This is a genomic window from Pirellulales bacterium, assembly GCA_035546535.1.
In the GTDB taxonomy this organism is placed as follows: Bacteria; Planctomycetota; Planctomycetia; order Pirellulales; family JACPPG01; genus JACPPG01.
In genome coordinates this window covers 1-21,568 of record DASZWQ010000073.1, presented here as the reverse complement: position 1 = coordinate 21,568, position 21,568 = coordinate 1, and the positions used below count along the sequence as shown (strand labels likewise).

Here is a 21,568-nt window from a genome sequence, read left to right as displayed (position 1 = left end):
GTTGTCGAACGCCAATACCGTGATCTACTTCGGCAAGATCCGCAGCGGCAATCGTCTATCGCGCGCGCTGTATATTGCCAAGCACCGTGGTAGCGCTTGCACGGATGAAATCGTCCCCTACACGATCGACGATCGCGGATTACGCGTGGGCGGATGAGCCACGTATTGCTTCGCGCGTTCCACGTGAACGGGGAGAAAAGCCAGACCGAGGCGTCGTCGCCAGAAAGGCCCGAGCTCAACTCCTCGACTAGCGGGCGTGCGCTTCGACGCTTTCGTACGTGCGCGTGGCGACGTTCGATTTGGCATTGGCCAAGGCGATCTGATACAGGTCCTGCCCGCAGGGCGTCGGATACTCGCCGGTCAGGCACGCCTGGCATAACTGATCGCTGTCGAATCCAATCGCGCGGGCGATCGATTCCAGCGGCAGATAGCGCAACGAATCGGCTCCGAGCTGCTCGGCCATGCGCGCCTGGCTGGCCGCGGTCAGCACACCGTTCTCCAGAAAGCGCGGGGCGAACAGTTCGCTGATCGTCGACATGTCGATGCCGTAAAAGCACGGCGCCACGATCGGCGGGCAGGCGACGCGCACGTGGATCTCGCGGGCATGACCCAGCTCGCGAATGCGATGCAAGAGCACCTTCATGGTCGTCGAGCGGACGATCGAGTCTTCGACCAAGAGCACGCGTTTGTCTTCCAGCACTTCGCGGAGCGGCGTGTACTTGCTCTCGGCCTTTTGCTTGCGAGCGCCCGAGCCTTCGATGAACGTGCGGCCGGCGTAGCGATTGCGGATCAGGCCTTCGCGCGAGGGAACGCCCAGCCGATAGGCCATGGCGTCGGCCGCGGCCTTGCTGGTGTCGGGCACGGGAACGACGATCGTATCCTCGTCGATCGGCACCGTCTCCAGCCGGGCCAGCTCTTCGCCGAGCGCCGTGCGCGACAGGTAGACGCTGCGGTTATCCATCGTGCTCGCCACGTTGGCGAAATAAATCCACTCGAAGAAGCAGTGCGCCTTCTTCGGGCTGGGCGTGAACCGCTGTACTTCGAAACGGCCATCCACGATCGTGATCGCCTGGCCCGGAAGCAGCGATTTGATGTTCTCGGGGGCAAATCCCAAGTTCACCAGCGCCACGCTCTCGCTGGCGGCCGCGAAGAGCGGCCCCTCCAAGGCATAGCACAGTGGCTTGATGCCCAACGGATCGCGCGCCACGAGCATATCGCCCACGGCGTTCAGGAATACCAGGCTATAGGCCCCGTCGAGCCGATGATCGACATTGCGCCACAACTCGATGAGCGACGGGTTCCGATCGCCCGAGAGCTCGTGGCTGATCTCGTGCATCAGGATTTCGGTATCGGTCTCGCGGGCCAGATGGTTGTCGCCATTGGCCAGCAGATCGCGGCGCAGCTTCTGGTAATTGGCCAACTGCCCGTTAAAGGCGAAGCTGAACCACTTGTGCCGCTGCAAATGATGCCGCTCGAAGGGCTGGGCGTAACTGCGGTCCTCGGCGCCGCAGGTGGCGTAGCGTACGTGCCCGATCGCCGCGCGGCCGGCGTACTCGCTCATCAGGCTCTCGCACTTGCCGCGATGGCTGAGGCGAAAGACCTCGCTGACGCTCCCTAGTTCCTTGTACGTGTCGATAAGCTGATTGCGCTCGGGGTTGAACGTGGTCATGCCCGCCGAGAGCTGCCCGCGGTTCTGAATATCGAGCAACATTCGCGGCAAGAGACGCGAGGCCTGCTCGGGGCCCTGCTCGGGGCACAACGGGCTGGCAGCCCGGCCGGGCAGGTGGTAAACCGCCGCGATGCCGCACTCGTGGTACAGTTCGCTCATGGTGAGAAAATGCCCGGATGACGGGCACGTGGCTCCGGGCGGCTATCGGTGAGGGAATTGCTACGCGAGGCCCAACGAATCGTCGCCTGCCACAAACAAGTGATTCCGCGCCGCGCAAATGGTTACGTCGGCGGGAATCTGGCGGCTTCCTCATTGTACGCTAACACAACTTTTTCTCAACCAAGACGATTTTCCACGGCAGTCGCGCGGCTTTTAAATCCGGCCGTCTGCACAGTGCGTACGACAAGGCGCATCTTCGCGCGTGGCTTTTTCGCGGCCAGTTGCGACAATTTGCTGCTCAGTTTCCCGCGTATGCCCGATGGCTCGTGTTTGCTCGATGCGGGAGCCCCACGCCATTGGGTGGCCCGTTCGGAGGGATGCGCGCGAATTGTGACTAGCGCCGCACACTCGTACAATCCGGTTTCGACACGTCCCACTCGGCCGTAGCTCTGCGGCCGATACCTCACAGGAGCTACCGATGAACACGAAGGATACGATTCGCCGCAGCATCGAAGGAGCCGACAAGATCGTTGCAGCTTACCTGGGCGACCTGACCGACGCCGATCTGCTCGTTCGCCCGGTGCCCGGCGCGAATCACATCGCCTGGCAATTGGGCCATCTGATCGAGGCGGAAAATATGCTCATCGGCGCGATCGTTCCCGGCGTCATGCCCAAGCTGCCCGAGGGGTTCGCCGCAAAGCACTCCAAAGAAACCGCCGCAAGCGACGATCCCAAGGCGTTCTGCACCAAGGACGAATACCTGCGTTTGATGCGGGAACAACGGGCCGGCACGCTCAAGGCGTTGGAAAAAATTTCGGACGCCGATCTGGATAAACCGGCGCCGGAAAAGTTCCGCGCCTTTGTGCCTACGAATGTCGACGTGTTCCTGCTCGCCGGCTCGCACCCCATGATGCACGCCGGCCAATGGGCCGTCACGCGCCGCAAGCTGGGGCGCAAGCCGCTGTTTTAGTAAGGTCGATCGGGAAAGTTAACGGAAAGACGATTGATGCTGCCCCGGTTGCGGCGATACGCGCGGGCCGTCTACGTTCATGTTTGCTGTCGGCCAGGTCGTGATGGATTTCGAACGGATATTTCGGCGGCTCGAGCGCCTCGATCCAGGCGTACAGGTCCTTGAAGTCCGCTTCCCATTCGCGGAGCTTTGCCGCGTCGTGGCTTCGCACAAGCAGGAATCGGTCGGGCCGCTGCGTGTCCACGGGCATTCGAGCGATTCTGCCCCGAAGTAATTCGTACCCAGCGAGCGTTTACTGCGAGGGCTGCTGTGCCGAGGGGCCAATGCCGCGCGGAAACCCGCGATTGAGCCGGCTGCTGGGAATCCCGTGCGAGCGGATTGACGGCGCACGGCGCATTGATAACGGGGAGGAGCTCTTCGGCGTGGTAGCCACCGCCGCGGGCTGCTTGTAAGGGGGCCGGCTGGGATTCATCTCGGTAAGCAATACCTCGATGGCCTGCACCAAATCTTGGCCGTACAGATCGCGGTAGCGAATGATTCCCTTCTCGTCGATCACGAAATTGCGGGGGTAGGCGGCGATGTTCCATTTCGTGCCGATCGGCCCCTTCGGTCCATCCCATATGCAGGGCCAGGTCACATTCTTCAAGTTCACCGCGTTGCGCCCCTTTTCCAGCGTGTCGGCGTTGAGCCCTAGCAGCTGGAAAGGGTCCTCTTTGTACCGATCCATAATCGCCTTGTGGTGCGGGTAAAGGGACCGGCAAATCTCGGACGCGTCGGCAAAAAAATCCAACACCAGTACTTTGCCGCGAAAATCACTGAGCTTGATATTGTGTCCCTCGAAATCCTTGCCTTTGACCTCGGGCGCCTTCTTGCCTACGGTCAGATGCTCGATCGTGTATAGAACGGGTCCAACGACGGCGCCTAGTGTGCTTTCGCCCACCTTCACGTCACCGTATTGGTTGACGACGCGTTTCAAAAGCGTCAGAGCCTTTGCCTCCTCGGCCTTGTTCGGTCCGTCGAGCGCATTCGCCTGATGAATCGCTAGGGTGAACGTGGCAAAGCCCTTGACGTCGCGGTGTGGACTTTGCGAACTAAGCTTCGTGAGAAAATCTCGGACGTCGCTGGGCTCCGACTTGACCATCGCCAAGGCGACGTCCCCTAGCTTCTCGTCCTCGACATGATCTTCGAGCAGTCGGATCGTAACCGCCTTCAAGACCGTTCCCGCTCGCTTTTTGTCCACGTTGGCTAGTTCGCACGCGGTAGCCAATGCCTCGAGCCCGATCGCATCGTGGCGATGCTCATCAGACAGGGCATACAACTTCTGCATGTAGCTGACCGCCGGATTGGCGTCGGCGACACGATTGCGCGCAGCGATGCTGCCCGCTCCGCGCACCTGTTTCAGATACTTGGTATATTCTTCGGTGAATCCCTGCAGGACATCGGCCACCAGCGAGTTCAGCGAAGCTTTGGCCCCTGGCACCGGCAGAGGCTTGGCGGCGGCGGATTGTCGCGTCAGGCAATCCCGCAACATCCGCACATGGTTGGCGAAGGCCGTGTTTTCGGCAACCAGCGAAACCCACGTGTTGACTCCGATCACTTCCCCCTTGCTATTGAGGAGTGGGCCACCGCTGTTGCCCGGTGAGATCGGGGCCGTGGTCTGAATCCACAGCGCATCATCCGGCGCGTCGATCGCGTCGCGAGTTTCCTCGGGCAAGTCTTCGGGAGTGCGGATCGCGCTGACAATCCCTGTCGTGACGGTGAATGTGAACCCCTTCGGATGACCGATAGCGATCACATCGTCACCTTGCTGCGGATCGGCATCGGCCGAGAGCGTCAACACCGTCAGAGCCTGGGGCGGATCGCGCATTTGCAGTATGGCAAAATCATGCTCTTTGTCCGCCATCCAGTAGCCAGTGACGTCGCGCTCGGTGCCGTCCTTGAACTGGGCAGTGGCTTTTGCGGCCCGCTCGATGACGTGGAAATTCGTGGCGATACGCCCCCCGGCGTCGATCACGAACCCGCTGCCCAAGCCGACTTTGCGCCCGCTGGCATCGAAGATATTCAAGAGGACGATGCCACCGCCGATTCGATCCACGATTTCGCGGGTCGAGGATTTGCTCACGGCACCGCCATTAGGCATCGCCGCCTCAGGATTGTTCGTTGCCGTTTCTTGAGCGGGTTGCGCGGGAATTTCGGCCTGCTGGTTTGCCTGTGGTGCGCCCGACCCCATCGGACCTTGCGGTGTAGCACGCGGCGCTCCGTAACCTGGCGGCGCTCCGCCGTACCGAATCATCCCGCGCCGACCGCCCATACCTGGCGGCACAGCACCGGGAGGCCCGCTAGGGTAGGGACTCGCGCCTGATGGCATGGGCCCCGGTTGTGGAAAACCTGGCTGCGGACCGCCGGGCACGATGTTGTGCGGCTGCGGATAGTCTGGCGGTGGGGCGCCCGGTTGACCAAGAGCCGGCTGAGGATTGACAGACTGGGCAACCGGCGGCTGAACCGCAACTTGTGGCGCGTCGGTCTTTGTTGGCGCGGGCGTCACTTGCGGTGCCGCGATTGATGGTGGCGAGGCAACTGTCGGCGGCGCAGTGCTCGATTCAGATGGCACGCTTGACGGAACGACGCTCGCCGCCTGGGTCGGCCCACTTGGGCTGGAAGCCACGGGCGCCGCGATAGCAACGACTGTTGGATTGCCCCCGGATCGCAACATCAAAAAACCGGCCATAACGAGGGCGGCGCCGATCGCGCTTCCTGCACCGATCATGGCCGGAATCTTCCAACCGATGCCGTGGCCAAGGGATGGCGAGGGATGCGTCTCACGAGGGAATTGCTGGCGCGTTACCGCGCTCCCGTCCGCACTTGGCGTCCGCTGGGTTGTTCGTGTACTTTGCGCGACCAGCGGCCCTGACGGTGCGGCTGCATTCGCCGCTGGGCTCTTCGTCGAATCCCGAGGCGTTTGCGTTTTCTTGGCCGCCGGAGGCCGTTGCACCGGCGCCGTGACGGTTGACACAGGTTCGATGCGAAATGCAGTCTTGCAGCCGGGGCACGCCACTTGTCGGCCGATTAATTCTGGCTTCTTGACCGTGATCCGCCCATGGCAACCAGGGCAGCGAACCGTATACGGCGTGAAGGCCGGCCCACCCTCTGGAACTGACCCGGACATTCCCAGCCCACCGCATAAGAAGAGCGATAGAAAACAGGGGAGCGCCGCCGAAAGCTCCCCGGCTAGATGTGAAGTCTAATGACGCGAAAACGAAGGATCAAGAAATTCGTGCCCGACGATCACTCGCGATTCTCTCGAAGAAAAACTCGACGTTGCTGAACAATCGAAACCGCGCAAACATCCCTTGCCGAGCAATCAAGAATCTGGAAGTTGTGCCCTGTCTCAGACGACAATCGGGTTCGTTCGCAAATCACAGCGTCTTCAGGTATTCCATCACGGCCTGCTTCTCCGGCTCGTCGAGGGCGTCGGGGAAGGTGTGCCCGACCGCGCTTTTGCCAAAGAGCCGCGTGTCGAAGTAGCGGCGCTTCTCGCGCCCCGTCTTGGCCGTGGCGGGTAGCTCCGCCATCGTCGTGACTTCCAGCCCGACCTTATCCTGGTCGTAGCCGTCTTCGCTGCGCTGCCAGACGACCGGCCGCTCGTCACTGTGGAACAAATGCCACAGGGTCGGCACGGAACCGTTGTGCAGGTACGGCGCCGAGGCCCAGATGCCGTCCAGCGGCGGCGCGACGTATCCGCCCGGGTCGGTCACGACTTTCTTATCGCCGTCGAGCTGGCCGAACCAGCTGAGCTGGTAGCCGTAACGCTGCTCGGGCGTGAGCGAATCGAGCCGCACCCGATCGGTGCCGACTTCTTCGATCGCCACGAGCTTGTTCGGGTAGGTCCATTTCTCGCCGTACGTGCCGTGGCAACTGCTGCAATTCTGTTCGAAAATCGCGCGCCCCTTGTCGGCCCGGTCGTGATTGATTTCGAACGGATATTTCGGCGGCTCGAGCGCCTCGATCCAGGCGTACAGGTCCTTGAAGTCCGCTTCCCATTCGCGGAATTTTGCCGCGTCGTTCTGCGGCACCAGCAAGAACTGCATGAGCGCGCGCGGGCTCTTCGGTGCGAAACCGTCGATGTACAGATAGGTTTTCTTCTTGACGTTCCACCACGGGGGCGCGTCCATGTCGTGGTGCACGAAGTTGGGCACCGAAACATCCGTGCGCAGGTTCAAATTCTCATCGCGCAAGAAGCCGAGAGCGACGCCGAACATCACGGCATTGGTCGTCCCGTTGGAATTGCCCATCGGGAACGATGCGGCCGCCAGCTCCAGCGCGCTCATCTTGCCCTGCCGCGCCTTGATCATGCGCACTTCGTCGGTAAAGGTCTGCATGGCGAAGTGCGAGTTGGGCAGGCCGGGCATCGATTTGCCAAGCACTTTGCCGCCATGGCACGAGAGGCAATTGATCGACCAGCCGCCGTGACCGGCATCGACATATTGCATGGCCACCGGGCCCGGGAGGTCGGGCGACTCGGTCAAACCATAGCGCGAGAAGGCCATCTTGCGGCGCTCTTCGACCGTCGCCTTCGCGGCCTGCGAGCGGGCCGGCTCCTCCCACACTTTCCACAGCTGGTCGAAGACGTCCTGATCGTGGGCAACTGGAATGTAGGGCTTGGTCGTCAGCCATCGGTAGCCGCGCTCGGCGGCCGAATCGGCCTCGGTGGGACGGTTGCCGTCCGCGGCCGAAGCCGGACAGAGGGCGACGGCCGGTGCAGCGAAAGCCAGTGCCAGGGGCAACAAAGCCCGAACCCAAAACCGGTGACCACCCGACTTCTGCCGTTGGATTTCCGTGAGCGACATGCGATCCCCCCAAATTTGGGCCACCGCGAGCCGAGAAAGAAAAGACGTGCCGAGCCATTACCGCGAATTTGCGGCTCGGATTCCCTGATCTTAGCCGGTCGAATCAAAATAGCGAGATGAATTGCGCGCAAACTAATTGATTTTTTGGGCCCGGCCTCACCCCCCCCGAAACCCAGGCCCGCATAGCCGACGTTGCCTTCCGCCCAGCCGTCGAACCGCCGGTTCTTGGTCGCCTGTTCCGCAAAAGGCCCAACCGGTACAGTGCGGCGCGTCCTGCTTCGATTGTCTAAGCGCGCGAAAGGCCGGAATGCCGCTCGAGATCATTGTTTTATGTGCCGCAGCCGCCGCCGCGGGCGCGATCAATGCCATCGCCGGGGGCGGGACGCTGCTGACGTTTCCAACCCTCTATGCGATCCTCGGCTCGTCGGCCGAGATGGCCCGCTTGGCCAATTGCACGAGCACCGTCGCGCTGCTGCCGGGCGCGCTTTCCGCCGCTTGGGGATTCCGGCGGGAGCTGTCCGCTTCGCGGCACTGGGTCGCCTGGCTGGCAGCCCCGAGCTTGATCGGCGGGATCACCGGATCGCTGCTATTGACCGAGTTCTCGCCCGATACGTTCAAGGTCCTGGTGCCGTGGCTGATCCTGACGGCGGCGACGCTGTTTGCCATTCAGCCGCAGGTCGCCCGTTGGACCGGCATCGGGCAAGCTCACGCGGCGCCGCGCGGCGGCACCTTGGCGGCGATCATTGCCTTCCAGTTCTGCGTGGCGGTGTATGGTGGCTACTTCGGCGCGGGGATCGGCATTCTCATGCTCTCGGCCCTGGCCATGATGGGTCTGTCGGATATCCACGCGATGAACGGGCTGAAGACCGTGCTGAACGCGCTGATCAACGGCGTGTCGGCCGTGTGGTTCATCGTCAAGCAGGATGTCGATTGGCGATACGCCTCGATCATGATGGTGGCTGCCATCATGGGTGGTTACGCGGGTGCGCATGTGTCGCGGCGCTTGAACAAGAACCTGGTGCGCCGCGTGGTCGTGGCGATCGGCTTTGCCTTGGCCGCGTGGGAGTTCTCTCGGCAGATGCGGGGCGCGTGATCTCCGGGGCCTGGACAAAGCCTTGGGTGACACTGTTAGCTTGTGTATCAGTGCTCGTTGAGAACTTTGCACTGGCGGCAAGCCACCAGTGGCACACGATCCAAATTGACACCGCGTCCAAGTAATCTTCACGCGGCAGAGCGCGGAGGGATCAACTCGTAGACGTGCGCATTGCGCTCTTTGCCCACAGCGCGCACCGCGCCGGTTTCGCGCAAGGAATAAGCGATGCGCTGCGCAATCCAGCGTGGAATGTCGAGCGCCGTCGCCACGTGCCCCGTGTGAAAGCGAGCCGGCAACTTACAATCGAGTAGCGTGATCAGATCCGTGGGCTCGCGCACCAGGCAAGAGTCCCCCACGGCCAGCAGCCGCTGATCTTCGATCTGAAAATCGCTGCGGCGATAGCGGCGCCGGCGTCCATGGCCCGGGTAGCGCTCCTCTTCGACGTCGACCAGCACAGTTTCGATCGACAGCCGCGGGTGCGGAAAAACCTTCGTGAAATACACGAGGTCGTGAAACACGTCGAGCAGCTTTCCACGCTTCGGGCTGCGGCGCTGCGAGACGATTTTTCCGCCGCGGCGGCGGCGTTTGATGATTCGCTTCTCGCGCACGATCGGTTTGACCACACGCACGTCGTGGCTCTTGAGCAATTCGGCGATCTTGAAGCTGATGGCCCCCAGCCGTCCGTGCTGGATCTCCACCAACTCGTCCCCGGCCACGGCATCGATCCGGTAACGCCCCACGCGCACTTCGGTCTGCCCGGCGTCGCCGGCGTAGAGCAGCTTCAATTCGCGATGCAGGCTGGTTTCCATGGCAATCGAGCGCGGAGGAAAAGCCGCGGGCCGGTCGCCTCAGAATGCAAGGCAGCTACGCCTGTGGCTCGATGCCAAAATCGCGAATCGTCAACAGCGTGTCTAGCGCAATATCGCGACGAGCGAAGGCTTCGCGCCCTCCCTCGAGCCGATCGACGATTGCTATCACGCGTTTGACCTGCAGGCCGAATTCAATCGCCCGGTCGATGGCCAACAGCGATGAGCCACCGGTAGTCACGACGTCCTCGACGATCACGACCTCGTCGCCGGGCTGCACGGGCCCTTCGATGTAACGATTCGTGCCGTGCCCTTTCGGCTCTTTGCGAACCATGAAGCCCAACAGCGGCACGCCGCGCACTCCGGCGAGCGTGATAATGGCGGCCGTGATCGGGTCGGCGCCGATCGACATGCCGCCCACGGCCTTCGGCATGCGTGGCGCGAGCAGATCGAGGATACCTTCACCGACCAGCTTGGCCCCGGCCGAATCGAGCGTCACTTGCTTGGTATCCAGATAGAAGCTGGCCTTCTTGCCCGAGGCGAGGGTGAAATCGCCAAACTTCAAAGCTTTGGCGCGAACCAGATCGACGAGGGGTTGCTTGTCAAACACGGCGAATTCGGAGACTGGTTGAAGTAGGTAAGAGGGCCCAAAGAGGCGATCAGTCGCTCTGCACCTGCGAAGCATACCAATCCGATAGCACCTTGCCAGGGGCGCGTGGCGTTCCGAAACGTACAGCCCCGCGCCTACCCGTGGTGGCTGACCTATCTCGCGTGGGCCGAAATTGCTATGAATTGGCCGCGCGCGGCCCTCTCAGAAGATGGCAGCCGCGCGGTAACACAGTCGGCAGCCAAGGAGGGCGTCCGGGCGATGTCACAGGCGCAATTCGTCCCGCGGATTCACTCGACCAGCTTGATCGTCATCCCGGCTCGTCTGGCATCCAGCCGGCTGCCACGCAAGATGCTGTTGCGCGAGACGGGCAAGTCGCTGATTCAACATACGTTCGAGGCGGCGAGCCGGGCCACGCGCCCCAGCGGCGTGTGCGTCGCCACCGATCATGAAGAGATCCTAGCCGAGGTGCGCGGCTTTGGCGGCCAGGTCGAGATGACGAGCGAAACCTGCGCCAGCGGCACGGATCGCGTCGCCGAGATCGCTCGCCGCCGGCCGGACGTTGATATCTTCGTCAACGTGCAAGGTGATGAGCCGGAGCTCGCCGGGCATTCGGTCGATTTGGTGGTGGAACTGCTGGAGCGTGATCCGCGCCTGCAAATGTCGACGCTCGCCACGCCGATTCGGCGGCGCGAGCAACTGCTTGACCCCGCCTGCGTGAAGGTCGTCTTCGACGGTCGCGGCCGAGCGCTGTATTTCAGCCGCTGCCCGATTCCGTTCGTCCGCGACTGGCACGACGAACTGCTCACCGAAAACCCGCCGAATTTTTATCAGCACGTAGGGCTGTACGCGTATCGGCGCGATTTTCTTCTACAAATCGCGGCGCTCGCGCCCGCGCGCATCGAGCGTTTGGAAAAACTCGAGCAGTTGCGCGTGCTCGATGCAGGGCACGCGATCGCGGTTGGCGTGGTCGACGAGCCGACCGTCGGCATCGATACGCCCGAGGATTACGCCGCATTTGTACGCCGGGCGACTCCCTCTCCCGTCGGGAGAGGGCCGGGGTGAGGGTCAATCGCGTTCGACCCTGAACACCCTCACCCTAACCCGAGCGAATGAGTCTCATTGCGAATTTGCGCGTATGCACTAAGATGTGGTTCCAGGGTTTACACGGGGTGACGTGACCCTGGCCCCGCCGTTTCCGGCCCGCACAGCCCGGGCCTATTCGTTTTTTCAGACGTCCCGTCGGCCCAAAGTGGTCCAGCGGGCGGCGGTAGCGCATTGACGCAGCAAGCGGCAGCGGCCCTTTTCGCCCAACCGACGAACGCATGGATGGTGAACGTATGACCAAATACATTTTCGTGACCGGTGGCGTGGTCAGCTCGCTAGGGAAGGGGCTTACCAGCGCCTCGATCGGCATGCTGCTCGAACGGCGCGGATTACGCGTGCGGATGCAAAAGCTCGATCCGTACATCAATGTCGACCCTGGCACGATGAGCCCCTATCAGCACGGCGAGGTCTACGTGCTGGACGACGGCAGCGAGACCGATCTCGACCTGGGACATTACGAGCGGTTCACCAACAGCCCGCTCACGCGCGATTCGAATTACACGACGGGTCAGATTTATCTGTCGGTGATCAACAAGGAACGACGCGGCGAATTCCTGGGCAAGACCGTGCAGGTCATCCCGCACATCACGAACGAAATCAAAAGCGTCATCGAAAAACTTGCCGGCGACAATGTCGACGTCGTGATCACCGAGATCGGCGGTACGGTGGGCGACATCGAAAGCCAGCCGTTTCTGGAAGCAATTCGCCAGTTCTCGCTCGATATCGGCAAGGAAAACTGCCTGTACATCCACCTGACGCTGGTCCCGTACCTGAAAGCGGCTGGCGAGCTGAAGACCAAGCCGACGCAGCACTCGGTCGGCCAACTGCGGCAGATTGGTATTCAGCCGGACATCTTGATCTGCCGGACCGAACGTACGATCAGCCGCGAGGATCGCGAAAAGATCGCGCTGTTCTGCAATGTGCCCAAAGACGCCGTGATCGAGGAGAAGGATAAAGACTTCTCGATCTACGAGGTCCCCTTGAGCCTGATGGACAACAAGCTCGACGACTTGATCGTGCGCCGCTTGGGGCTCTCGGCGGGCCAGCTCGACATGGATGATTGGCGCGAGCTGGTACACAAGCTGCGCAATCCCGATCGCGAACTGGGCATTGCCGTGGTCGGTAAATACGCCGAACATCGCGACGCGTACAAGTCGATCTACGAAGCTCTCGATCATGCCGGCATCACCCATCGGGCACAAATCCGCATTCAGCGTATCCAGAGCGAAGAGGTTGAGCGCGACGGACCCGAGCGCTTGCTGGCCGGCTACGACGGCCTGCTCGTGCCCGGCGGGTTCGGCGAGCGCGGCATCGAGGGCAAGGTCGAGGCCATTCGCTTCGCCCGCGAGCGCGGTATCCCGTTCTTCGGCATTTGCCTGGGGATGCAATGCGCCGCAGTCGAGTTCGCTCGCAACGTGGTCGGGCTGGCCGGCGCGCACTCGACGGAAATCTGCAAAGACACGCCCCACCCCGTGATCTGCCTCTTGGATGAGCAGAAGTCGATCACTGACAAAGGCGGCACCATGCGGCTCGGGCTGCAAGAAGCAGTGCTCGCGCCGGAAAGTCACGCAGCCAGGTCGTATCGTCGCACGCGCATCTTCGAGCGTCATCGGCACCGCTACGAGTTCAACAACGTATACCGGAATCAGTTCGCGGCGCACGGCATGTTGTTCGCCGGCACGAGCCCTGATTCGTCGCTGGTGGAGTTGATCGAGTTGCCGTCGCATCCGTGGTTCGTGGCGGTGCAGTTCCACCCCGAGTTCAAAAGCAAGCCCACCGCCGCGCATCCGCTGTTCGCCGGCTTCATCGGGGCGGCCCTAGAGCGTCACAGTTTGCGGGGCGAGCGCTCGCGCGAAGTTGAGCAGCCGTAGGCGCAATTTCAAAACGTCACGGCCACGGTCAGGGTGTCACTGGTAGCTTGTCTAGCAGCCTGTTGAAAAAAGCCCTCGTGGCTTTTTTCAACCTCGCCAAGTGCGAAGCAAAGCGTCGCACGACTCGCAAAATAACGACTTACGTCGATATTTTGCCATCGCATCCCTGCGATGTCGCAGCCCGTTGAGTTCTTCAACAGGCTGCTAGCAGTGCTTATCAAAACGGCCGCACTGGTGGACGAGCCACCAGTGGCACCCACGCTGGGCTTGAGACTGCATTGCGACAGAAGATGAAGCGCCCTCCGGAAGAGGCGCGTTCCTATCCAACGGTCGCGGACACCGACGGCAAGACCACGATCGACAGCCAGAAGTCTTCGATCATCCGCACCACGTTGATGAACTGGTCCAGGTCGACCGGTTTGGTGATGTAGCAATTGGCGTTCAGGTCGTAGCTCCTCAGCACGTCTTCCTCGGCCTTCGACGTCGTCAGGATGACCACCGGGATGCGGTGCAAGCTGGGATCGGCTTTGATCTCGGCCAGGACTGTGCGACCGTCTTTCTTCGGCAAGTTCAAATCGAGCAGGATCACATCCGGCCGGGGCGACTCGCTGAAGGCCCCTTCGCGGCGCAACATGGCCAGTGCTTCTTCGCCATCTTCCGCCACGCGCAGCGTATTGCGCACTTTGCCTTCGCGTAGCACTTCTTGCGTCAGGCGCACATCGCCCGGATTGTCCTCGACCAGCAGTATCTCGACCGGGCTTGCGCGGTATCCGATGTTCATTTAAAGAGTTCCCTTAACAAGCGGGCAACGTGAAAAAGAAGGTGCTTCCCTGCTCTGGCGTCGACTCGACCCAGATACGTCCCCCGTGGCGTTCGACGAGCTTCTTGCAAACGGCCAGGCCGATGCCCGTGCCGGGGTACTCGCCCCAGCCGTGCAGACGTTTGAAGATTTCGAAGATCCGCTCGGCATACTCCGGCGCGATGCCGATGCCATGATCGCGCACCGCGATGCGCCACTCGTCGTCGATCCGTTCCGAGGCAATGTGAACTTTTGGACGGCACTTCGAGAACTTAATGGCGTTGGCAACCAGGTTCTGCAGCACTTGGGTCAATTGTCCGCGGTCGGCCATGACCGTTGGCAAGGGATCGTGAGTAATCACGGCCTCGCGTTCTTCGATAGCCGTCTGCAAATTCGACATCACGTCGCTCAAGACTTGCTCGCAATCCGTCTCGGCCAGCGCCAAGTCACGGCGACCAGCGCGCGAGTAAGTGAGCAGGTCGTTGATCAACACCTGCATGCGCCGGGCACCGTCCACGGCGAAGTTGATGAAGTCGTCGGCGTCGGCGTCGAGCTTTCCCTTGTAGCGTCGCTGCAGCAGTTGGCAGTAGCTGGCCACCATCCGCAACGGCTCCTGCAGATCGTGCGAGGCGACATACGCGAATTGCTCGAGCTCGGCGTTGGAGCGCGCGTAATCCTCGGCTTGCTGGGCCAACAGCTCGCGCGCCTCGTGCTGCTCCGTCACGTCGCGCACGGCCGCCGTCACGACCAGGCCATCGTCTGTGAGAAAAGGGCTTAAGCTGATCTCGACGGGCAACTGGCTGCCGTCGCGCCGACGAGCGTGCACTTCGACCCCGCTCCCCATCGGCCGGGCCCGCGGGTCGGCGGCGAACTGATCGCGGTACGTCGCATAAGCGCCGTGCAGCGATTCATCGAGAAGCTTTTCGACCGGCTGGCCCAACAGGTCGTCGCGCCCGTAGCCGAACATTCGTTCGACCTGCGAATTGACGATTTTGATCAAGCCGTGCTGATCGATGATGATCATGGCGTCGGGGGCCGATTCCAACAGCCCACGAAAGCGGGCTTCGCTTTCGCGCAGGGACTTGGCGGCTTCTTCCCGTTCGGTGACGTCACGAGCGATCCCTTGTACGCCTACCGGCGCGCCGTCGCGCGTCACCAGTCGGCTGTGCACGTCGAACAGGCGACGATGTCCGTCCTTGGTGCAGATCGTCAACTCGTAGGATGACCCAGCCTGGCCCAGCAGCTTCTTCGCGGTCATTTCGCGGGCCAACGCCCGATACTCGGGCGCTACTAGCTCGTCGACGGTCATGCCGAGCAGTTCTAGCCGGCTGTAACCTGTTGCCTGGATCGCGGCCTTGTTGGCCGCCGTGAAGCGTCCCTGCAGGTCGTGCAAGTAGACGATGTCATTGGCGTTTTCGAAGAGTTCGCGGTATTGCGCTTCGCTTTCGCGCAGCGCGCGTTCCATCGCGCGGCGCTCGACCAGCTCGCGCTCGAATTCTTGCGGCGTCCGCAGGCCCAGGGCATAGGGCACCGTGGGGATCAGGGCCAACATCGTGGCCCAGGATACGATGGCCGTCGCGAACTTCAACAGTCCGGAGAAACGGTAAGCCGGCCACCAGAATATCGTCGCTTCAATCAAGTGCACCGTGCCACAAGCCAGCACAAACGTGGCGAATAAAAACAGAACCCCGCGGAAAGGAACGTGCGGGCGACGGGCCGTGTAGTACAACAAGACGGCCGGTATCGCCATGTAGGCGAGCCAGATGGCCACGTCCGACGCGATGTGCAGCCACCCCAGCTCGGCGCTCCACGCCCCGCAATGCCAGCGCGGCGGGAATCCGGAAGTGTCAAAAGGATGGCGAAGGATCTCGAGCACCGAAACATCTCGCATGCCGGTTGCCGCGTATCCGTCATTCGGAAACCGGCCGCGCGGCGATTTGTAGGCTGCACGATCCCGATGAGATTACGACGTGAGCAAAGTCTTCATCAGCCAGCTTTTCTTGAGTTGTCGGACAACGGTCACGAACTTGTCCCACTCAACCGGCTTGGTCATGTAACAATCGACGTTCGCCAGTTCACCGCGCAAATAATCTTCGTGAGCTTGCGAGGCGGTCAGAATCACGACCGGAATCTGCTGCAGATCGTCGTCGGCCTTGATGTGATCCAGCAGTTGCCGGCCGTCCATCTTGGGCAAGCCCAGATCCAGTAGAATCATGTCGGGCCTCGGTGCCCGACAAAAAATCCCCTGTTGATGGATGAACTCGATAGCTTCATAACCGTCGCGCACCACCGACAGGCGGTGGTTCACGTGCCCTTCGCGCAGCGCCTCTTCGGTCAAACGGACGTCGCCCAAATTGTCTTCGACGAGCAGTATCTCTACCGGACGACCAACCATTTCTCGGTTCATGATTTCTCTCCCCCTAGCTCAGTCCCGTGATCTCTCGCATCAGGCCGGGTCACCGTTGTCGCTTTATTTCTCCCCAGAAGCGGGTTACGTCATATTCCGCCGACTGCATGTTCGATGTCCGGCATCGCGGCTCGCGATCCATGCCGCGGCACCGGTTCATTGATATTCAGCCAATACAGGACGGTTTCTTGAACAGTCTCCATGAAGCGTCCGTGCGAGACCGGTTTGCGTACGTAGCTGAGCGCGCCCAGACCGTATGAGGTGGCGATGTCCTTTTCGTCGTCCGACGAGGTAAACACGACGATCGGGCAGGTAACCGCCTCGGTGCCGTGCGCCGTGTTCTTCAGCACGCGCAGCACTTGCAGACCGCTGAGCTTCGGCAACTTCAGGTCGAGCAAGATCAGGTCGGGGTCTGGCTTTTTGTCGCTCGTGCCGTGAGCGCCGCTGCCGAACAAGCGACCGAGCAATGCCTCGCCGTTCGAAACTACTTCCACACGGCAATCGACGTTGGCGTGCGCGAGAGCCAGGCGAAACAGCTCTTCGTCATCAGGATCGTCTTCAACGAGCAAGACAGTTCTGTTCGCGAGGTCCATGGTGCAATGCCTCGCCCTGCTGCAGGGCAAAATAGAAGGTGGCCCCTTGGTCGATGGCGGCTTCCGCCCATACCTGCCCCCCGTGGCGCCGCACGATGCGTTCGACGGCGGACAGTCCGACGCCCAGCCCCTCGAATTCGCTGGTCAGGTGCAATCGCTCGAAGGGTTTGAATAATTTGCTGGCATAGGCCATGTCGAAGCCGGCTCCGTTGTCGCGGACGAAGAACGTGCGGTCGTTTTCTCCCGCGGCGACGCCGATTTCGATCAGCGCGTCGTCGCGATGGCGCGTGAACTTCCAGGCGTTGCCGATCAGGTTCTCAAGCGCCGCGCGCAAGAGAGAAGGATCACCGCTGGCGATCATGCCTTCGGCAACGACCGTTTGCACGACCCGCGCGGGCTCACGGCGACGCAGCTCATGAATGATTTCGTCGGCGACGGCCGTCAGGTCCACGGGTTCGTGCCGCATTTCCTGATGCGCCAGCCGCGCGATCGACAACAGCGCGTCGATCAACTCGCCCATGTGCCGGCATGCGCGGCGAATACGATCGAAATAATGGCGCTCCTGCGGATCGAGTTTTTCAACGCAAGTCTCGTGCAAGACCGAAGCGAATCCGTCGATCGCCCGCAGTGGCCGGCGCAGATCGTGCGCCACGGAGTAGCCGAACGCTTCGAGTTCGTGATTCACAACCGCCAATTCGCGCGTGCGCTCGCGAACCCGGCTCTCGAGCTCGGCGTTGAGCGCCATGACCTCGGCCTGTGCTCGTTTGCGCTCGAGCGCATAGCGTATGGAGCGGGCCAGCAAGCTCGGTGTCAACTCTCCCTTGGGCAGATAGTCCTGAGCACCGGCTTGAACGGCCGCCAGCGCCAGCTCATCGTTCTCGAACGCCGAGAGAATGATGATCGCCACCTGCGGCGCCGCCTGGTGTACGGCGCGAAACGTGTCCAGACCGCTGCTATCAGGCAGTGTCAGATCCAACAGCACGCAATCGACGCCGCGTTCGACCAGCCGCTTCAGGCCAGCGGCAAGGTCCGTGCGATGCTCGATAAAGTGCTGCGGTTGCGAATCGGCGAGCGCCTCGCGAATGAGCCTCGTATCGGCGGGATTATCTTCAAAGAGCAGGATCCGGATGGAGTCCATCGACTCGGTCCTTTCGATGAGCCTTTGCAGTTGTCAGGAAACCGCCAAGGCTTGCCGGCCCGCGCGCATTGACTTGCTATCTCAACCTTAGGCTGCGGTTACGTTGCCGGGAAGGGAAGCGCATGGGGACGGGCCTCGACTTCGTGCGATTCTTCACGAGGGGCCGTTGGGCGCGATGGCTTATCGCCCTGCGCAATGGATGGGAGGCTAACGAATTCGTCAGAGTCGCTGCAGAATCGCTACGACCGGCCGAGCATCACGAGCAGCGCAAGCATCCATCGTCGTTGATGGGCCAACCCAATGACACAAGACGAACGACAACTAAGCCGGTGGGCAGAGCAGGAAAAGCCCTGCCCGGTGGGAGAAGAAAAATTGGCTTCCTTGCCAAAGGACCGTCCTTGGTATTTGTGCTTTCCAACCGGGTGACAAGCGGGGAAAACAGCACTTGCTCCACACCGGGCACGGGCGAATTAGACACGATCGCGTTGGACGCTGTCGCGCTCGACGCCCTAGCCGGTTAATCGATCAAACAGTTTTCGGAACTTCGGCATCCGTCGTTCCAGATACTCCAGCCAGGTAGTTGGGTTCCAAATCTCGAGACAGACCGCCGCGCCGACCAATAGCAATTCCCCTCCTGGTTCGACGCGCAGAAAATCGCGAAAGCCATCGGGCAACAAGAGCCGCGCACGGCCGGCCAAGGTTACTTCGGTGTGTCGCGTCGAGAGCAGCCGCCCGAACAACTGCAGTTCGTCCGTACGTGTGTCGAACTTGCCGGCCCGCAGCTTGCCACGGATAACGTCGAGCCCGGCGTCGAATCTCTCCTGCCATTGCGCTCGGTTCCACAAGCTCAAGCAGCCGAGCCGTTCCTTGGCAAGAATGCATGTGGCCTGTTCTCCGCCGAGCGCGGTGGTGAAAAGTGAGGGAATCGAAAGACGAAACCGCTCATCGACGGTCCGTCGCTCTTCTCCCAGGATCAGGTTCTCATCCCTAACCATGCCGGCCGGATCTGAATCGAAGGAACGTGCTCAATTGCCGCTAGGCGAGACGCGCGACTCCGTTCTCGTGCCGACCGTCCGACGCTGAGGGCCCATAACCCATAAAAGCTATTTCAAACACCGCTCATTTGGGCATGTTCCCCACAAGTTCAGGAGTCTAGCAATTTGCTTTCGATTTGCAACCACCTGCCGTCCGACTTTTTTCACGAGGCATCATTTCCGCCCATCTCGCGCGCAGCTCTCTCCCACTTTTCCGCCGCGTGGCGGATCGCAGGTGGCGAAGTCGCAACGGGCGCAAGAGAGAGTGATGCGCTTCGTGGCTTTCGATCCCCGTTCGGCGGGCCCAGGGGACCCATCGGCAGGCGCGAGTCGCTGTCGGATAGGGAGAAGGAAAACTTGACGCCCATCAGCTATTTTTTCAAAATTCAAACAAAAAGGGGCTCCTAGTCCCCGATGGCTCCGATCACTCAAAGTTTTCGGCCTCATTTCTCCGATCTTGGCGGAGAAGGGCCGTTCCCTGCGGGGAATTGCCGTACGCCCTAGAATTCGCAGCCCCATGTGAGTGCACGAAGTGGCAGGGAGACTTCCACCGGCGCGCGAGGATCGAGAGCCGATTGTGATCACCGGGATCGGGCTGATCGCCTCGGTGGGGCACGATCGCGAGAGCGTGTGGCGCGCCGTGCAACGCGGTCAGAGCGGTGTGCGCAATTTGCGCGGCATGCCGGGCATCCCCGACGACCTGTTGATCGCGGCCACGGTCGATATCCCGTTGCGCCACCCGGGTGAGCTGAAAACGATCACCCTCTTGCACCACGCCGCCGGAGAGGCTATCGAAGATAGCCACGTTCGCCTGGACGATGTCGATCGCGATCGCTTTGCCTGCGCGATCAGCGGCCACATGGGAGACACCGGCTTCGTCATCGAACAAGCCGGCCGGCACGATCTCATCGATCCGCACGGCGTTCCCTGGTGGCAGCAATGGATGCCCAACACCGGCTGCTCCTCGGTGGCGAACCGCTTCGGACTCTACGGGCCGAGAATCTGCCATTCGACCGCCTGCGCGAGCGGCCTGATTGACATTCTGGCGGCCGTCCGCGCGATCGAGGACGGCAAGGCCGATATCGCGCTATGCGGCAGCGGTGAGGGGATTCACCCGCTGTTTGCCGCCGGGTTTCACCGCATGGGCGTTCTGGCCGAACACGAGGATCCGACACAAGCCTGCCGGCCGTTCGATGTCCGCCGCAGCGGTTTCGTCATGGGCGAGGGCGCGGCGCTGTTCGTGATCGAACGCTTGAGCCATGCGATTAATCGCGGTGCGAAGATTTATGCTGAAATCATCGGCGGCCGCATGCAGGCCGAGGCGCATCACGTCACAGGGCTCGATGCCGAGAGCGAGGCGCTGGCCTATCTGATTTCGGCCACGCTGAATGACGCCCGGCTCGCGCCCGACGAAATCAACTACATCAACGCCCATGGCACTGGCACCCAGCAGAACGACCTGGTCGAAACACGCGGCATTCGCCGCGCCCTGGGGCCGGCCGCCGACAAAATTTGGGTCAGCGCCACGAAATCCATGCTCGGACACCTGGTTAACGCCTCGGGCAGCGTCGAACTGGCGATTACCACACTCGCCCTGCGCGACGGGTTCGCGCCGCCGACCGTGAATCTGACCGACCCCGATCCGCAATGCGACCTGGATTGCATTCCGCTCGTCGGTCGGCCGTCGCGGTTTCAAACGGCGCTCAAGCTTTCCGTGGCCTTCGGCGGCCATTTGGCAGCCATCTCATTGCGCCGCTGGAATGACGCCAAGACCGGCTTCGCTTATCCGCCGCGACTGGCGGCGTAAGCTGCCTGGTCGTAAAGACCAATTGCACCACGGAGCCACGGAGAAGAAAATGCAGAGTAAGAACGCGGGATGAGAGTAACGGGTGCCAGCTTTTCTTGTGTTCATCGTTCACCAGAGTGCGTAATCATTTCTCTGTGCCTCCGTGTCTCCGTGGTGAATATCGAGAATGCCATTTGATGGATCTGCGACTAGCGATTCAAACGTAGGATGCGGCGGGCATTGTCGCGAAAGATCTTGGCCGCCGCATCGCCCGGCAAATCGATGTGCGCGAATAGCTCCAGTTGCGGCACATCTTGACCGGGCGCGAGGAAGTCGGTGCCGAACATCAGCCGATCTTGCCTTCGCACCAGAAACTCGCGGCCGAATTTCAGGTCGCGCTTGATTGCGCCTGCGCCACTGCCGGCCGACAGGTCGCCGTACAGATTCGGGTACTTATCCATCAGGCGGTCGATCGCTCCGCCCGGCGCCACTTCGCCGCGCGGATAGCCGGCCAGATCGGCGGGCGTGGTGCCGCCGGCGATCGACGCCCACCAGCCTGGCCCGTGTCCGATCATCACGAGCGTCGGATGCTCGCGCAACGCACGCTCGAGCCCCGGCAAGCCCGGCGCATCCATGTTGCGCAGGTTGTCGAGATGAAAGAGCAGCGGAAGCTTCACTTCGG

17 protein-coding genes are annotated in these 21,568 nt (G+C 61.7%); 5 read left to right on the top strand and 12 right to left on the bottom strand.

The window, feature by feature from the left end; all coding sequences use genetic code 11:
• Positions 1–247 precede the first annotated feature (247 nt).
• Positions 248–1,828, bottom strand: a complete 1,581-nt coding sequence (locus VHD36_09915) for an amidophosphoribosyltransferase (protein ID HVU87626.1) — start codon at positions 1,826–1,828, stop codon at positions 248–250.
• Positions 1,829–2,306: 478 nt separating this feature from the next.
• Here VHD36_09915 and VHD36_09910 point away from each other — a divergent pair, with 478 nt between their 5' ends.
• A complete protein-coding gene (locus VHD36_09910; protein HVU87625.1) occupies positions 2,307–2,798 on the top strand; it encodes a DinB family protein in 492 nt (163 codons plus the stop codon).
• 292 nt (positions 2,799–3,090) lie between these two features.
• On the opposite strand, the gene VHD36_09905 is transcribed toward VHD36_09910, so the two are convergent.
• Together VHD36_09905 and VHD36_09900 are read right to left on the bottom strand one after the other, a co-directional pair.
• Positions 3,091–4,920: a trypsin-like peptidase domain-containing protein gene (locus VHD36_09905; GenBank protein ID HVU87624.1), complete on the bottom strand. Its 1,830-nt coding sequence runs from the start codon at positions 4,918–4,920 to the stop codon at positions 3,091–3,093.
• Between the two features lie 1,294 nt (positions 4,921–6,214).
• Positions 6,215–7,645, bottom strand: a complete 1,431-nt coding sequence (locus VHD36_09900; GenBank protein HVU87623.1) for a cytochrome c — start codon at positions 7,643–7,645, stop codon at positions 6,215–6,217.
• Positions 7,646–7,952: 307 nt separating this feature from the next.
• On the opposite strand from VHD36_09900, the gene VHD36_09895 reads away from it, so the two are divergent.
• The gene (locus tag VHD36_09895; protein HVU87622.1) at positions 7,953–8,738 is read left to right on the top strand and encodes a sulfite exporter TauE/SafE family protein; all 786 of its coding nucleotides are present in this window, start codon (positions 7,953–7,955) and stop codon (positions 8,736–8,738) included.
• A gap of 128 nt (positions 8,739–8,866) precedes the next feature.
• On the opposite strand, the gene VHD36_09890 is transcribed toward VHD36_09895, so the two are convergent.
• Together VHD36_09890 and pyrE are read right to left on the bottom strand one after the other, a co-directional pair.
• A complete protein-coding gene (locus VHD36_09890; GenBank protein ID HVU87621.1) occupies positions 8,867–9,547 on the bottom strand; it encodes a hypothetical protein in 681 nt (226 codons plus the stop codon).
• A 55-nt stretch (positions 9,548–9,602) separates the two neighbouring features.
• Entirely contained in the window at positions 9,603–10,154 is a 552-nt protein-coding gene (gene pyrE, locus VHD36_09885) for an orotate phosphoribosyltransferase (protein ID HVU87620.1), read from the bottom strand.
• A gap of 258 nt (positions 10,155–10,412) precedes the next feature.
• Here pyrE and kdsB point away from each other — a divergent pair, with 258 nt between their 5' ends.
• Both kdsB and VHD36_09875 read left to right on the top strand, forming a co-directional pair.
• Entirely contained in the window at positions 10,413–11,216 is an 804-nt protein-coding gene (gene kdsB / locus VHD36_09880) for a 3-deoxy-manno-octulosonate cytidylyltransferase (GenBank protein HVU87619.1), read from the top strand.
• A gap of 275 nt (positions 11,217–11,491) precedes the next feature.
• Entirely contained in the window at positions 11,492–13,129 is a 1,638-nt protein-coding gene (locus VHD36_09875; protein HVU87618.1) for a CTP synthase, read from the top strand.
• A gap of 319 nt (positions 13,130–13,448) precedes the next feature.
• Here VHD36_09875 and VHD36_09870 read toward each other — a convergent pair whose 3' ends face one another.
• The 6 genes from VHD36_09870 to VHD36_09845 form a co-directional block, all read right to left on the bottom strand.
• On the bottom strand, positions 13,449–13,910 hold the full coding sequence (locus VHD36_09870) for a response regulator (GenBank protein HVU87617.1): 462 nt from the start codon (positions 13,908–13,910) through the stop codon (positions 13,449–13,451).
• Between the two features lie 13 nt (positions 13,911–13,923).
• A complete protein-coding gene (locus VHD36_09865) occupies positions 13,924–15,819 on the bottom strand; it encodes a PAS domain S-box protein (protein HVU87616.1) in 1,896 nt (631 codons plus the stop codon).
• Between the two features lie 72 nt (positions 15,820–15,891).
• Positions 15,892–16,335 carry a response regulator gene (locus VHD36_09860; GenBank protein HVU87615.1) on the bottom strand — a complete coding sequence of 148 codons (444 nt, stop codon included), beginning with the start codon at positions 16,333–16,335 and terminating at the stop codon, positions 15,892–15,894.
• 89 nt (positions 16,336–16,424) lie between these two features.
• Complete coding sequence (locus VHD36_09855; GenBank protein ID HVU87614.1) at positions 16,425–16,904, bottom strand: response regulator; 480 nt, start codon at positions 16,902–16,904, stop codon at positions 16,425–16,427.
• Complete coding sequence (locus VHD36_09850) at positions 16,894–18,066, bottom strand: ATP-binding protein (protein ID HVU87613.1); 1,173 nt, start codon at positions 18,064–18,066, stop codon at positions 16,894–16,896. The genes VHD36_09855 and VHD36_09850 overlap by 11 nt, the downstream gene beginning before the upstream one ends.
• Positions 18,067–18,575: 509 nt before the next feature.
• Positions 18,576–19,061, bottom strand: coding sequence for a division/cell wall cluster transcriptional repressor MraZ (locus VHD36_09845; GenBank protein HVU87612.1), 486 nt, complete (start codon positions 19,059–19,061; stop codon positions 18,576–18,578).
• A gap of 616 nt (positions 19,062–19,677) precedes the next feature.
• Here VHD36_09845 and VHD36_09840 point away from each other — a divergent pair.
• Positions 19,678–20,907 carry a beta-ketoacyl-[acyl-carrier-protein] synthase family protein gene (locus tag VHD36_09840; GenBank protein ID HVU87611.1) on the top strand — a complete coding sequence of 410 codons (1,230 nt, stop codon included), beginning with the start codon at positions 19,678–19,680 and terminating at the stop codon, positions 20,905–20,907.
• Between the two features lie 188 nt (positions 20,908–21,095).
• Here the strand turns inward: VHD36_09840 and VHD36_09835 are convergent.
• The coding region (locus tag VHD36_09835; GenBank protein HVU87610.1) for an amidohydrolase family protein at positions 21,096–21,568 on the bottom strand (473 nt) is incomplete at its 5' end.